At 39.6% G+C, this 13,760-nt stretch carries 16 protein-coding genes; 6 read left to right on the top strand and 10 right to left on the bottom strand.

Going from position 1 to position 13,760, the window contains the following annotated elements; translation table 11 throughout:
- Positions 1 to 35 precede the first annotated feature (35 nt).
- Positions 36 to 455 carry a hypothetical protein gene (locus L0657_RS22975; RefSeq protein ID WP_235153112.1) on the bottom strand — a complete coding sequence of 140 codons (420 nt, stop codon included), beginning with the start codon at positions 453 to 455 and terminating at the stop codon, positions 36 to 38.
- 523 nt (positions 456 to 978) lie between these two features.
- Between L0657_RS22975 and L0657_RS22970 the strand changes: the two genes are divergently transcribed.
- The 3 genes from L0657_RS22970 to L0657_RS22960 all read left to right on the top strand — a co-directional run bounded on the left by L0657_RS22970 (position 979) and on the right by L0657_RS22960 (position 3,791).
- Complete coding sequence (locus L0657_RS22970) at positions 979 to 1,989, top strand: aldo/keto reductase (RefSeq protein WP_235153111.1); 1,011 nt, start codon at positions 979 to 981, stop codon at positions 1,987 to 1,989.
- 66 nt (positions 1,990 to 2,055) lie between these two features.
- Positions 2,056 to 2,982 carry an AraC family transcriptional regulator gene (locus L0657_RS22965; RefSeq protein WP_235153110.1) on the top strand — a complete coding sequence of 309 codons (927 nt, stop codon included), beginning with the start codon at positions 2,056 to 2,058 and terminating at the stop codon, positions 2,980 to 2,982.
- Positions 2,983 to 3,107: 125 nt separating this feature from the next.
- Positions 3,108 to 3,791 carry a hypothetical protein gene (locus tag L0657_RS22960; RefSeq protein ID WP_235153109.1) on the top strand — a complete coding sequence of 228 codons (684 nt, stop codon included), beginning with the start codon at positions 3,108 to 3,110 and terminating at the stop codon, positions 3,789 to 3,791.
- A gap of 16 nt (positions 3,792 to 3,807) precedes the next feature.
- Here L0657_RS22960 and L0657_RS22955 read toward each other — a convergent pair whose 3' ends face one another.
- The 6 genes from L0657_RS22955 to L0657_RS22930 all read right to left on the bottom strand — a co-directional run bounded on the left by L0657_RS22955 (position 3,808) and on the right by L0657_RS22930 (position 9,665).
- Positions 3,808 to 4,035 carry a DUF2905 domain-containing protein gene (locus tag L0657_RS22955; protein WP_235153108.1) on the bottom strand — a complete coding sequence of 76 codons (228 nt, stop codon included), beginning with the start codon at positions 4,033 to 4,035 and terminating at the stop codon, positions 3,808 to 3,810.
- Between the two features lie 4 nt (positions 4,036 to 4,039).
- Entirely contained in the window at positions 4,040 to 4,330 is a 291-nt protein-coding gene (locus tag L0657_RS22950; RefSeq protein ID WP_235153107.1) for a Dabb family protein, read from the bottom strand.
- Positions 4,331 to 4,454: 124 nt separating this feature from the next.
- The gene (locus tag L0657_RS22945; protein ID WP_235153106.1) at positions 4,455 to 5,423 is read right to left on the bottom strand and encodes a DUF1080 domain-containing protein; all 969 of its coding nucleotides are present in this window, start codon (positions 5,421 to 5,423) and stop codon (positions 4,455 to 4,457) included.
- A gap of 69 nt (positions 5,424 to 5,492) precedes the next feature.
- Positions 5,493 to 6,035, bottom strand: a complete 543-nt coding sequence (locus L0657_RS22940; RefSeq protein WP_235153105.1) for an SRPBCC domain-containing protein — start codon at positions 6,033 to 6,035, stop codon at positions 5,493 to 5,495.
- A gap of 80 nt (positions 6,036 to 6,115) precedes the next feature.
- Complete coding sequence (locus L0657_RS22935; protein WP_235153104.1) at positions 6,116 to 9,043, bottom strand: PAS domain-containing protein; 2,928 nt, start codon at positions 9,041 to 9,043, stop codon at positions 6,116 to 6,118.
- Between the two features lie 205 nt (positions 9,044 to 9,248).
- Positions 9,249 to 9,665, bottom strand: a complete 417-nt coding sequence (locus tag L0657_RS22930) for a response regulator (protein ID WP_235153103.1) — start codon at positions 9,663 to 9,665, stop codon at positions 9,249 to 9,251.
- A 310-nt stretch (positions 9,666 to 9,975) separates the two neighbouring features.
- Between L0657_RS22930 and L0657_RS22925 the strand changes: the two genes are divergently transcribed.
- A complete protein-coding gene (locus L0657_RS22925; protein ID WP_235153102.1) occupies positions 9,976 to 10,173 on the top strand; it encodes a KTSC domain-containing protein in 198 nt (65 codons plus the stop codon).
- A gap of 83 nt (positions 10,174 to 10,256) precedes the next feature.
- Complete coding sequence (locus L0657_RS22920; RefSeq protein ID WP_235153101.1) at positions 10,257 to 10,634, top strand: hypothetical protein; 378 nt, start codon at positions 10,257 to 10,259, stop codon at positions 10,632 to 10,634.
- A gap of 53 nt (positions 10,635 to 10,687) precedes the next feature.
- Here L0657_RS22920 and L0657_RS22915 read toward each other — a convergent pair whose 3' ends face one another.
- Together L0657_RS22915 and L0657_RS22910 are read right to left on the bottom strand one after the other, a co-directional pair.
- Positions 10,688 to 11,614 (bottom strand): Nif3-like dinuclear metal center hexameric protein, encoded by a 927-nt coding sequence (locus L0657_RS22915; RefSeq protein ID WP_235153100.1) that lies wholly within the window; start codon positions 11,612 to 11,614, stop codon positions 10,688 to 10,690.
- 101 nt (positions 11,615 to 11,715) lie between these two features.
- A complete protein-coding gene (locus tag L0657_RS22910) occupies positions 11,716 to 12,021 on the bottom strand; it encodes a MoaF-related domain-containing protein (protein WP_235153099.1) in 306 nt (101 codons plus the stop codon).
- A gap of 205 nt (positions 12,022 to 12,226) precedes the next feature.
- On the opposite strand from L0657_RS22910, the gene L0657_RS22905 reads away from it, so the two are divergent.
- Positions 12,227 to 12,721: a DUF1772 domain-containing protein gene (locus tag L0657_RS22905; RefSeq protein WP_235153098.1), complete on the top strand. Its 495-nt coding sequence runs from the start codon at positions 12,227 to 12,229 to the stop codon at positions 12,719 to 12,721.
- A gap of 16 nt (positions 12,722 to 12,737) precedes the next feature.
- Here L0657_RS22905 and L0657_RS22900 read toward each other — a convergent pair whose 3' ends face one another.
- Positions 12,738 to 13,757 carry an AraC family transcriptional regulator gene (locus tag L0657_RS22900; RefSeq protein ID WP_235153097.1) on the bottom strand — a complete coding sequence of 340 codons (1,020 nt, stop codon included), beginning with the start codon at positions 13,755 to 13,757 and terminating at the stop codon, positions 12,738 to 12,740.
- Positions 13,758 to 13,760 lie beyond the last annotated feature (3 nt).

The following is a 13,760-nucleotide window of genomic DNA, read 5'->3' as shown; positions in this document are numbered from 1 at the left end:
TATTCCGAATGAAAATAAGCTAAAACTGAAATTGGCTAATCTACACGAAAATGAATAATATCGCCATAAACAATCGAGTCGTCTATCAGTATAGCGTAAGCCCTGTAATAGATGTTATTGGTACATAACTGCGGCCCAATTTTCTGCTTGTAGCCGGCAGTCACAGGTAAATCAAAAATAACTTTAAGATTGTTTTCTATGGTAGGTGTAGCTGTCAAAAGGGCGTGTCCATCAAAATTTGCGCTGTAAACTGCACCGTATTCTTTCACTGGAAGCTCGCCCAATTTTATAACATTGAGAGCAAAGACGATTGAACATTTCAGCTGGTTCGGATTTGAAAATATCGGTAAAGTTTTAAGTTCGATTTTTTCAGGAATATCATGATCGGTACATGAAAAAGAAAGAGCAACCAATACCATCGTGATGGTAAGTAAAAGCCGTAGTTGTTTTTTCATAAGTTGGTGTTTAAAGATATTTTACTATTTATTATTGTAAATGTAATACATAAAACATCAAATTATTTTGATGAATAGTTGGAAATAACCATATTAAATTTCTGATGATCTGGCGGTTGGTGAGGATTAGTAAACGGCTACTATTCTGGTTATCGGAAGAATGCTGCTGTTGGTATACAGTAAATGGTACAGGAGGCGACTGGTATTGTTAGTCGTTAGGTGAAACACTCTAATTTGCAGAAGAAATAAGAACTTCGGATATCCAAAGTTCTTATAAGTAACATTTCTACCTAATTCATTTTGAGATGAATTGGCTGCAAAACTATCACATTTGTTACAAAGGTTACAAGGAATTGACAAGAATATTGAAATTGTAAGCTCGGCTTTCAATCTAAGTTTAAAATAATTGCAGTATAGAATAACCGTCCGGTTTGTATACAATTATAACCGATTTGTATAATTTTCCGGAAATTGAAAGTTTAATCTTTGTGCTGTTAAAAAAATCATTAAACAAACGAATGAAATGAGCAGTATTAAAAAAGTGAAACTAGGGAATCAGGGATTTGAAGTTCCGGTGGAAGGGCTTGGCTGCATGGGTATGACAACAATTGCCGGGCAGGATATTTATGGATTAGCTGATGAAAAGGAATCTATCGCAACCATTCATCGCGCGTTGGAATTAGGCGTTAATTTTCTGGATACCGCCGATTTGTACGGCCCTTTGTTAAACGAGCGATTGGTCAGCAAAGCAATTGCTGGTAACCGGGATAAATATCTGGTTGCAACAAAGTTTGGTTACGAAGTTGGTGATGATGAACAGCTTACCTGGCGTATCAATGGCCGGCCCGACTATGTAAAAAAAGCGATTGATCGTTCATTGAAAAATTTGAAAACCGACTATATCGATCTTTATTACTTGCATCGCGTTGATCCAGAAACTCCGATTGAAGACACGGTTGTAGCGATGGCTGAGCTTGTCCAGTCCGGAAAAGTAAAATATATCGGACTGTCAGAAGTTTCTGCTCAGACGCTTAGAAAAGCAAATCTGATTCATCCGATCACCGCAGTCCAGACAGAGTATTCGCTTTTTGAAAGAACTGTCGAGATCAATGGCTTGTTTGATGCTGTTAATGAGCTAGGTGTGGGTTTTGTATCTTACTCGCCGCTGGGCCGTGGCTTCTTGACGGGAGATATTAAAAGCCCTGATGATTTTACAGCTAACGATTTCAGAAGGTCTATTCCACGTTTTCAGGGAGATAATTTTTATAAGAATCTGGATCTGGTGAAAGAAATTAATATACTTGCGGAAGCGAAAAATATTACGCCTTCACAATTGGCGATTGCCTGGACGCTTGCAAAAGGTACTGTGCCTATCCCGGGAACAAAACGTGTGAAATATCTGGAAGACAATATTGCAGCGGCTGACATTGTTTTCACAGTGGATGAACTTACACACCTGGATTCTATTGTTCCTGCTGGTATCACAGCGGGTGAGCGCTACGACGAAACTTCCATGAGCGGGGTGAACTTATAGGTAAACAAATTTCAATAACAGGAAAGCATTTATCTTTATAATATGCTTTCCTGTTTTAAAAAATATATGATGAAGAAATCATCAACCGGTCCGATCATCTTAAATTCTCTGGCAGAATATCATAATATGGTCGGTTTGCCTAAGCCAGAACATCCGCTGATCAGCGTTATTGAGGTAAAATGCAGCCCGAACATGCCCGATCTTCCTGATGACAAACTGATCATGAATTTTTACAATATATTCCTGAAAAGAAATGTCAGCAATGTGATGTTTTATGGACAGAAATATTTTGATTTCAGCGACGGAATCATGGGTTTCTCTTTGCCAAAGCAGGTTTTCACTCTAAATCGGGAAGCAGATTTTTCGAAAATTTCAGGCTGGATGATTTTGATACACCCTGATTTTATTAGAAAGTATGAGCTGTCAAGACGTATCGGGGCCTACGGTTTTTTCTCTTACGATGTAAATGAAGCGCTTCATCTTTCTGAAAAGGAAGAACGGATTATCGAGCGCATCATGTTGGACATTCGTACGGAATATCAACAGCCCATCGATGGCTTCAGTCAGGATGTTATTATTTCACATCTAGAAGTATTGCTCAATTATTCGAACAGGTTTTACAACCGGCAGTTTATTACCCGAAACATTTCAGAGGAAGATTTGATAGTAAAATTTGAGGTTTTGATTAAAGATATTTTTCAGCAGGAATCTGTCAGCCGGATCCCGGCAGTAAGTGAAATAGCTGAGCAACTAAATGTTTCTTCTCATTATTTGAGTGATATGCTTCGTTCTCTGACAGGTATGAGTGCACAACAGCATATTCATAACCTGTTGATTGATAAGGCGAAAGAAATCTTACTCACTACGAATCTCACAATCAATGAGACTGCATTTAAACTCGGTTTTGAATATCCCCAATATTTTAACCGTTTATTCAAAAGTAAAACCGGTTCTACTCCGGCTGCATTCAGAAAGGGAATACCAGCCAACTAGGACTTTTGAATCACAGAAATCTTAAAATATCTCGACTCCTTTCACTAATTATTTCGATTTTAATTTGCGGCTGTCTAATCATTCGATATATCTTTATGGAATAAAATCCTCTATCAGAAAATTCGATGAAAATTTCTTCACCTGTTGCAGTTCTTTTTGCAGTCCTGCTTACGAGTTTTCTGGCTTTCTCCATTATGAATCCCTTCCTAAGCTTTGGTAATTCCGAAAACTATGGCTTTGATTATTTTAAAGCTTTTCTAATGGATTTTCATTATTTCTGGACATTAGGGATATTTATAATCGGCGTGTTTTCTTATGTTTTTTATACAATAAGCAAGAGTAGGGAAGTCGAAGAAAATACCCACGAGGTCCTTATAGATATGCCGATCGTAACAATTGATTCTATTTCGCCTAATCTGTTCAAGGTCAAAAATATCGGCCCTGCTCCGGCAATTGACGGAGGATTTAGTTTTTTATATAAGAAAACATGGAGTGAAATTCAGACGGCAGGTTCTATGATTCAGGGTGAGGAATTTGTTTTTTCGGGACCGGACATCAATGGCTTTACCGGATTTGAGTATCATGATCTCAGTGGCAATATATACAGCTCCGTAATTTGCAATCTTGAACCCGATTCAATTTACAAAAAAACATATTTTTTCAATTGTGCATTACAAAAAATTAGTAGACGCGCATTATTTAAAAGAGTTAATACTGATCCTTTCCGAACAAAATCGAAGACAAAACTCATGCGGAATGCAAAGAAATTGATAAGCAACCGGGTGAAAGGTTTTGTTCCCGTAAAATAGAAATTACTTAATTTGGTTACCCAAGAATTTTTCGAATTATTACGATAATCAGATTAATCACCACACTGACAATAATCATAGTGGTGATAGGGAAGAAAAATTTAAAGTTGTCTTTTTCGACCCGAATATCCCCCGGCAATTTACCTAGCCAGTTAAGTTTATCGCCTAACAAATAAACTGCTGCTCCGAAAATCACCAGAACGAGTCCTGCGATGATGATGTATTTGCCAGTATTCTGGGACATATTTCTATAATTGCTCGTAATCTATTTCCAAAAAATCTTCTACATCTTTCACCCAAAAGTCCTGAATAAAGGCCTCATGTTTTTCATGACGGGAATATGCGTCATACGCAGCCTGATCCGAAAATTCCATTGTCAAGCCATACTCAAATTTATTTTTCGGACTGACCTGCTTTAAACAATTAAAATTCCGGACGCCGGGTATCGAAACCAATGCTTTTGCGGCATTCAAGAATAAAGTTTCTTCGGCCGAACCCTTTGGATGTTTTAGTTTAAAAATTACGGAATGCTGGATCATGATCGATATGTCAAAAGTTTAAACTAGGATTTATTAGTAAGAAAGAGATCTTTAACCGAAACGTAATCAAGAAAAAGGCCGTTACCTTGGATAAAGATAACGGCCCCATTTCAATTCGAATTAATTATTTCGCCGGAGTAATAATTATGTTTCTGTATTCAACCGGGCCATGATCTCCCTGGATATACAACGGACCAGGTTCGCCTTCGTTACTGTCGAGCGCGCCGCCGGTAATTCCGGGAATTTCCTGATTTGTGATCACCGTTTTGCCATTGACAACGAGTGTCAGCATTCTGCCAATCAATGTAATATCAAAAGATTGCCATTCTCCCGGCTCTTTTGCCATCATTTCACTTGGGCTGATAAAACCATAAACGGCACCTAGCTGATCAACAGCAGGTTCAAGTCCTTTGCCATCGGTAACCTGCATTTCATAACGTCCGCGCAAGTATACGCCACTGTTGCTTCCTTTTGGAATACGGAATTCGACGTGAAGTTTAAAGTCGCTGAATTTTTCATCAGTAATCAAATTCGCACCCGACTTGTCACTTTTCAGCACACCATTTTCCGATACCCACTGATTCGTGCCAACTGCATGCCATCCTTTGATCGCATTTCCATCCGTCAATTTTATAGCTTTTCCCCAAACAGGAGGCGTTGTTCTTTTAAGGGAAGGAGCACGAACGCCTGTCCAAGTATACGTTTTTCCCTCAGGAGTTGTAAGCGAGCCACTTATTTTTTCTCCTTGTAAAGTGCCTTCCAAAGAAAGATCCTTGTCTCCTTTTTCCCACTGTGGAGGAATCGAAAAATTGAATTTCGAGTCTTTGAAATGAACTTCTGAAATTGGACGGGCACTGCCAGAAAATGAAACAAATTGGCCGATCAATGTATGATTGCCTGAATGCCTGACTTCCAGCCAGGAAGGTGACGGCTTACCCGCTACATCCACAGTGATATCCCATCTGCCTTCCAAAGGCGAAGCAAGAGGTTTTGCGTTCGCGTTGATTGAGCAAACGGCTAATAAGAGTGTTACAGCCGACAATAAAATCCGTCGGAAGAATTGATGTTGTTTGGTTTGGAATAATCTGTTCATATAATTTTTATATTGAAAGGCATGAAATTACTTATAAAAATTAAATAAACGATTGTCTTCCTATCGAAATCAACCTCCACCCACCTTTGCCTGTTCTGGAAGTTCGTTATATCCGCCTGACCGGTCGCTCATGCCTTCATCACTCTTAACAGAATCGTTGGTGTTTTTGTCCGATCCTTCAAGATGTGATTTTAAGCTTTCAAGAGCCTTCTTCCAGGCGTCCTGGTGCGAGTTGATAATGTCATCATCTTCCAGCTCTTCTTGTCTGACATGGAGGATACTTCCATTTTCAGTAGTTTCGAAATTGATGGTCAGCTTGTAGGATTCTGCGGGTATATCACCTTTAAATTCCCAGTTCCAGGTGTAAACCAGTTTTTCATTCGGTTTTACTTCTTCGTAATTTCCCTTGACATGATACTCCCCGCTTTTAAACTCGTAAGACACAACACCACCTTCATTTAACTCGTTTGTGACCGCTTCGAGAGAATCGCTCATCGGGTTCCACCATTTTTTGAGATGCTCAGCCTCGGTCCAGGCCTGGTATAATGTTTCGACCGGAACAGTGAACTCCTCACTTAATTCAATAATTTTTGATTTTTTTTGATTAGTCATAATATATAAATTTAAATGCACCTGATAAAAGTTTGCTTATTGTCAAGCTTTTTACCTGGTGCGTCTATAAATATTATGCCTTAACTAAATGGGAAAAAAATGCTGAATGTAGATCCTTTGCCTGGTTCGCTTACAGCAGAAATTGCTCCGCCATGGTTGGACGCAACACGTTCGCAAATCGAGAGTCCGATGCCAGTGCCTTCGAATTCGCTTCGTCCATGAAGCCTCTGAAATAATTGAAAGATCCGCTCCGAATATTTTTGTTCAAATCCAATACCATTATCTGCCACGTCAATCTGATAGTACGTCGGAGAAACCTGTGCGGGATTTACGGATAGCGGCAGTTCACTGGAACTGATTGTTTTACAATTTACAGTAATGATCGGAGCTTTATCTTTTTGGCTGAATTTCAAAGCATTGGATAAAAGGTTTTGGAAAAGTTGGCCGAGCTGCGAATCGTCACCCATGATCGAAGGAAGTTTTTCGACCGTTATTACAGCTTCCGTTTCCTGAATTTTGATTTCCAGATCGGATAATACATTTTGAAGAACACTTGAAAGTGATATTGATTTGCTAACATCCGGCTGATTTGAGATTCTCGAAAAAGCGAGAAGATCTTCAATCAACCCCGACATACGGACGGCTGCGGTTTGCATTCGCAATATCAGGTTGGCCCCATCACCTAACGGTTCAGAATAACGGTTAATAAGCAGATTTCCAAAAGACTGAATTTTTCTGAGCGGCTCCTGCAAATCATGTGACGCCACATAAGCAAATTGCTGCAGACTCTGGTTCGATTGAATAAGTAAGTGATTCGACTGCGCCAGATCTTCATTGGTTGCCATATATTCCTCATTAATCGCAGCCAGCTCTTCGTTCATGGTTTCGAGCTCTTCGGTTCGTTGCTGCACAAGCTGTTCAAGGGTATCCTGAATTTCCCGTTGTTCAGTAATGTCCTGTGCTATACCAATCAGTTTATATGGTTTATTGTCTTTATCAAAAAATGTTTTCGCCCTGGAATGGATATATCGTTTCTTGCCGGACTCAATATTTTCAATCATGTGCTCTTCCTCATAAATACCGCCGCCCTCAGGTTTCAATGCTTCCTGCAATGCTAAACGAATGCGTTCGCGATCTTTATCCGGAATGAAATCGATCCCGTCGTCGAAATTTCTGAAATCTTCCATAACTCCGACCCATTCTTTCATTCTTTCGCCATATCCGATATCTCCCGTTTCCGGATTTATGCTCCATGTTGCTAGTTCCGCCAGTTCTACGGCATCCCTTAGAACCTGTTCAGCTTCCTCAATCTTTTGTCTAACAAGCACCTGCGCGGTAACTTCGATAGCTGTTACTAGCACACCATAATTTTCTCCGGCAGTATTTTGTAATGCTTTGTAATTATAATTGTAATAACCGGAATAAGGCACACCATTGTGTAAAAGATCGATTTTTTCCTCTGGCTGATTATATGAAATTCCGGTACGAAGCACTTCCCGAAGCCGATCCATAAGCTGTGTTTCCAACAGTTCCGGAACTGCTTCCATAAACGGTTTTCCGATAATAGAATCAGTCTTGCCGAGCATTTCCAGCATATTTTCATTGACCGTCCTAATCACCATATCGTTCCCGATAAAGACCATTTTGGCAACCGGTGAATTATAGATAATATTCCTCGCAAAAAGCTCACTTTCTTCGAGCTTTTGTCTGGCCAGAACAGTTTCTGTGACGTCTATACCGATATCAAGAATGGCGTAAACTTTCCCCTCACTATCAAAAAGCGGAGTATAGGTAATGTTGTAATAATTGCTGGTCATTACACCGTCGCGAAGCAAATTTACCTGCGACTCGAACCTTTGCCGCGGCTTGCCCGTATCAAATACTTCCCCAAGTATCCGGATTGATGCCTGGTCGTGCAGTTCAGGAATAACATCATTTAACGCTTTACCTATAATGTCCGGTCCTTTGCCAATGATTTCTATAAAAGCCTGATTAGCTAACTGGATGTGAAGATCACGTCCTACAAAAAGACCCATCGCAGCCGAAGCATTTGCAAAAACTGAACGCAATTTTTCCTCACTTGCTTCAAGAGAGCGCTTTGCATGCACTTCCCGAGTAACATCATGCGCCATGTTCATTATAGCATAAACCTCACCTTGGGAATTGCGCAAAGGTTTGTAGGTATAATCAAAATAGTAAGTGTCTAAAACCCCGTTTACTACCAGATCCGCGGGTGCACTTTTAGCTTCATAAGTTATCCCGGTGTTATAAACCTCATCCAGCAAGTCCTCAAAAGGCTGCCCCTTAATTTCTGGAATTGCTTCAATAACAGGTTTAGAAAGAATGGATTTGTCCTTTCCCCAGTAGCCAAGCATTTTACTATTAGCTACCTCGATCTTATGATCTGTTCCTACAAAAAGGCAAGTTGCAACAGGGGCTTCCTCAACCAGGGAACGAAATTTTTCTTCGCTTGCCCGCAGTACTTGCGTCGCATTTACTCGTTTTTCTACTTCTGTTGCCAATATCAAGGCCTGGTCCCCACATTCTGCTGTTTCCTCAGCGTTATCTGTTTCCAATGGAATCTTCCGATCAAGAATTTCACGGGTAATGTTTTGAACAGTACCGATAATCTTTTCCGGATTTCCATTGTCATCGAAATAAATCTGTCCTTTCGACAATAACCAGCGAGTTTGTCCCTCAATAATGCTGGTAACCCGAAACTCAATTTCGTGAGCGTTGTCATCGTCAACTTTAAAAGGAGCGTGAAATGCTTCCCTGAAACGGTTTTGATCTTCGAAATAAACCAAACCTATGACTTTTTCAAACGAAACTATATCCTCCGTTTGTCCTTGAAAATGGTATAGTAATTTACTTTGGTCACACCACAGAAATGAGTCGGTTAAGAAATCAAATTGCCAGGTCCCAATGCCTGCCGAGCGGAGAGCCAACTGTAACCGCGAAGTTTCTTTAACGTTGTCTGTACTAAATGGCTTAATGTTGCCGTTCATGAATAATTTTCTTAGAATCGTCGATGATAAGTGCTGAGTTTGGTAGGCTTAGTAAATATAGCCGTAATTCAAAAATAGTAAATTTTGAAGTTTATCAACACAAATATTGACATTCAATGATAATCAAGGAGGCTTGCTTATTCGATTTAGCGTCAGCAAATAGTTATAAATTATAGAAAACAGAACAAATTTGTAAGTGGCGGGACTACTTGACACTCTGTTCAAAATCGAGAAAACAAGTTTGTAGTGCTTCCGCAATCTTCATAAAACCATCGAAGTTATTGGGCTTTTTGATATAGGCATTGATGCCGGTCTCATACGCTTTTTGAATAAGCTGTTTATCGGACGATGTTGAAATCATTACTGCCGGAATATGTTTGATTTTTTCGTTTGCACGAATTGTTTGAAGTGCTTCCAGACCAGTTACCCGAGGCATATTCATATCCAGCAAGATCAGAATATTAGCATCTTTTGTATTTTCAGTTTCGATCAGATGCAACAAGTCATCTCCATCGGAAGCTTCAACAATTTTTATTTCCTGGTTGAGTTTACGAATAGCATCAGAAAGAAAAAGACGATCATCCTCATCGTCATCAGCCATGTAAATTATTTTTTGTTTCATTGTAATTCGACAATTTATCTAAGGCGGGTCCTTTTCGCCCGATGACTTTCGAGGCTCATGTTGGTTTTTTTAAAGGTAAGAAAAAAATGTTTCCTGAGTTTTTAGTGAAAGACTGATTTTTATCATGAAAAATCCTCTGTTTTATCGAACATTTTGTTAGTCAACGATATAGGTGATCAATATGTAAAATAATTTCGATTACTAAGGAAAAATAAAATCGAGATAATTCTAATCTAGCGAGATAATTTATATGATCCCAGGCATAATTGTTTCCCTTGTACAATTTATTGATATCCAAAATGCATCTCCTATGCCATCCTCGGTTGTCTCAAACTTTACGTATTTTCTCAAATCAAAAACTTTGCGAATCGTTTTTGTTTCCGGCACGGTGTACGACTACAAAAATGTCCCCGAGGAGGTTTATTTGGAAATGAAGGCATCTTTTTCAAAGGGTACCTATCTCAATGAAAATATAAAGGGTGCTTATGATTTCGACAAAATCGAGTAGGTGGGGAGGTCTCAAAGTTCTGGTATGATTCTTTATTGATCTTATGTTATCAATTTCGATGTATTACAACAATTATTTTAGTTATGAAAAAGACAATCTTAGTTATAGCATTTGCTGCCCTGTCTACCCTGACTTACGCGCAGGATTCAACTCAGAATTTAGCTCAGAAAGCTGGTACAGAGGTTAAAAAAGATGCCAAGGCTGTTGGTAAAGGAGTTAAAAAAGGTGCTAACAAGGTGGGCGATGTAGCGGAAGATGGTTACGATGCGACCAAAAAGGGAGTTAAAAAAGGCGCTAATAAGGTTGGCGATGTAGCCGAAGACGGTTACGACGCTACCAAAAAAGGAGTTAAAAAAGGTGCTAATAAGGTAGGTGACGTAGCAGAGGACGGTTACGATGCAACCAAAAAAGGAGTAAAAAAAGCAGGTAAGAAAGTTGGTGAAAAAGCGGACGATTTATAGAATCAACCACCAGATATTCTTTGAGAACCTGCCCGTCGTTGGGCAGGTTTTTTTCATTTCCAGGTAAATGGGTCTTTCGAAGCGATATGCGTAATCTTGATTTCAGGAAGTTTAGTCTGAAACCATTCTGAAAACCATTCCATACCAGGTTCTTCGCTTACCGAATGGCCAAGGACAATTAAAGAAATTTTCCTTCCAAAAGACCTGGCATCACGAATATATTCGATCGTTTCCCACTCAGGCGATTCACCTACAATAAGTACATCCGGTCTTCCGGTTTCTGCCGTTGACACCTGCCGCTGGCCTCCCCAGGCGCCCGGTAATAAAGCGATTTTTTCACAAGACTGAGCCGGATCGCCGATGGTACGGAGATGGGTGATTCCTAATGTAGTTTGGAGATGTCTGGTCAAATCTGCAAACGTGATTTTGGGAATTTTTAAAATGACTTCGCCGGTTTTGTAATAAGGCAACCAGTTTGCTTTTTTCGCAACTCCGTAACTGACAGCATCCGGTCTTAAAGCGTGACAATAGTCATGAAACCGCCAGATAGCGATCTTATGTTTTTCCAGTAATGCTTGTTTTTCTTTTAAAACCGTGTTGTTTTTTACCCAATCCGCATTGTCACTGTGGTTATAGAATGAGGGCTCATGGGCAATAATGAAGTTTGCGTTAATCCTGACAGCTTCCTCAATGACCGGAATTGTAGGAAACATTGTTGTCACAATTCCGGTAACCAGCTGATCAGCTTTTCCGGATTTTATTGTATCAACCGTATTTGTTTGACGCGACAAATTTCCTTCTTTGAGAATCAAATCAATTACTTCCTGAACGGAAAATGATTTTTTCGCAACTCCATCGTAATCAGCCATGAATGACGAATTCAGAGCCAGAAGCGCAAATGCTCCAAAAGATTTAACACCCTCTTCAATAAATTTTCTTCTATTTATTTCCAGGCTATCGGGCAGAAAAAATTTGTTCATTTTGCTTGGGTTATCTTTATAACAGAAGCGCAAGTTATACCAAGATTGGTTGAGATTTCTTAAAAAATTATTAAATCAGTAAAGATCCGTCATATCGCTTTTTAAATTTTTGAGATGGTCCCTTTCAGGCTTTTAAGTTCGCCTTCCGGTGTCGTCCAGTTGGAATATACAATTCCAAATTCATAATCTTGTACCTGAGAGACGGTGTTCCCATTTTTATCTTTCCAGGTCACCAGAAAAAGTTGAGAACGAAGTTGGGTTAACTTAACTTCGACGGTCTCGGAATTGTTAACTTCCACACCGTCAATTTCTTTGATTAAAAAATGCAATATGCTTTCGCTTTCATAGTGAAGGATTGCCCTTGTGTTACCAAATTGTAGCTGATAATCATTCCCGATGATATCCATAATTTTCCGATTTAGTCCAGCCCAAATTTGGCAAAAACCGGACTGAAATCTGGTTGGGATTCAAGACCAATTGAAGGGGTATTCAGGACATAAGTTCGGGATTGAGACCAGGATTTTCTCTAATTTTATTTGAGTTGTCGGATTTGTTCTATTTTTAATAAATTCTTACTCTCAGCTTTGTGTTCACAATAAAACAGAGGTTTCCATGATGTCATTTTTAAATTTTATTCTTGTATTAGCAACGCTTGCAACTGCTTTGATCGCAGGCTTATTTTACGCATATTCCTGTTCGGTCAATCCCGGGCTTTCCGAACTTTCAGATTCGGAATATATCAAAGCTATGCAGTCGATAAACATTGCAATCGTAAATCCTGTTTTCCTTTCAAGTTTTCTTGGAACATTATTATTGCTGCCTCTCAGTACTTATTTTGTATATCAGGATGGTCTTTCGGATCGGTTCTGGCTTCTTTTTGCGGCGACTTTACTTTATTGGATTGGTACCTTTGGTGTTACCATTTTTGGTAATATTCCGTTAAACGACGCCTTGGCTGATTTTAATACATCCGCTGCTTCCGCCGAAGCAGTCTCTCAGCAAAGGGGAAAATTCGAGCTTCCCTGGAATAGATTACATCAGATCCGAACCATCGCGTCTTTTTCCTCGTTGACACTGGCAATAATTGCTTGTGTGCTACATAAATAATTGGCTGTCAGATTGTTTAGATAGCCCTATGATGATGGATTGCCCTTCCCTTTTTTTGATAAATGGAGGGACTGACACCTATGTATTTTTTAAAAGCTGTCGAGAAATGTTGTGTATGTTCATAACCCAGCGCATCAGCAACTTCATCGATGCTTGTTGAGGAATAAGTAAGCATTGATGAAGCATATTCCATTCTTAATTTTCGGAGATAGTTAAAAACCGTAGTTCCGAACAAAATCTTGAAGCCTCTTTTTACCTTGAATTCATTTAAAAGACAAACCTTGCTTAACTGTGTTAAACTTAGATCTGAAAGAAAATTTGAATCCAGAAATGTTTTTAGTTGATGAAGTTTTTCAGCTTCGTCCGGGCGGATATCCATGGGTATTATAGCGGGAGCTCGAAACTGATTAATTTGCAGCGCAAGAAGTTCAAGAATTCTTGATTGCATCAACAAAATACGCATCGGGTCAGGCTCCGAATATGACCTGAAAGTCTGAATGAGGCGTGTCATTTGCGGCGTCGTTTCCGGATTTATTTTGCTTCCGACAAAAGGCCTTTCCATGCGCAGATTTTCAAGAATATGTTCGCCCCATACGTCGTCATGTCCGAGGCAGGAAACAAAAAAGTCGCGTTGTAAACTGATGTGCAGCATTTCCACATTTTGCGCTCCACTGACCCTGCTCACATCCCTTCCTTCAGGAGAGTATACAAGATTATGGAAGTTTGGACGCATATTGAATTCGTGGCAAAGACCGGAAAATGTCGTGTCCAAACTGCCGTTGAGGAAAAAGTTTATATTGATAGTATCGGTAGAATCTACATCATGAAGTTCAAAGTCATTCAATAGTTCAAACCTCATGTCTGTCACCTGCATATAACCCGTACTCAGCTTTGAAAATTTAATTTTCCCAACAGACGGATGGTAATAGGAAGGCGATTCCGTAACCGATTCCGACGGAATGATTTCCGTGATAGATCTAGGCGCAGACAAGGCCTCGAAATGGGTGATGTCGGAAGCATTGATCACAAATGCCATGGT

Origin of the sequence: Dyadobacter sp. CY345, assembly GCF_021502725.1 — a bacterium.
GTDB lineage: Bacteria > Bacteroidota > Bacteroidia > Cytophagales > Spirosomataceae > Dyadobacter.
Note: the sequence above shows the minus strand (reverse complement) of the source record. Positions and strands in the feature narration are given on the sequence as shown.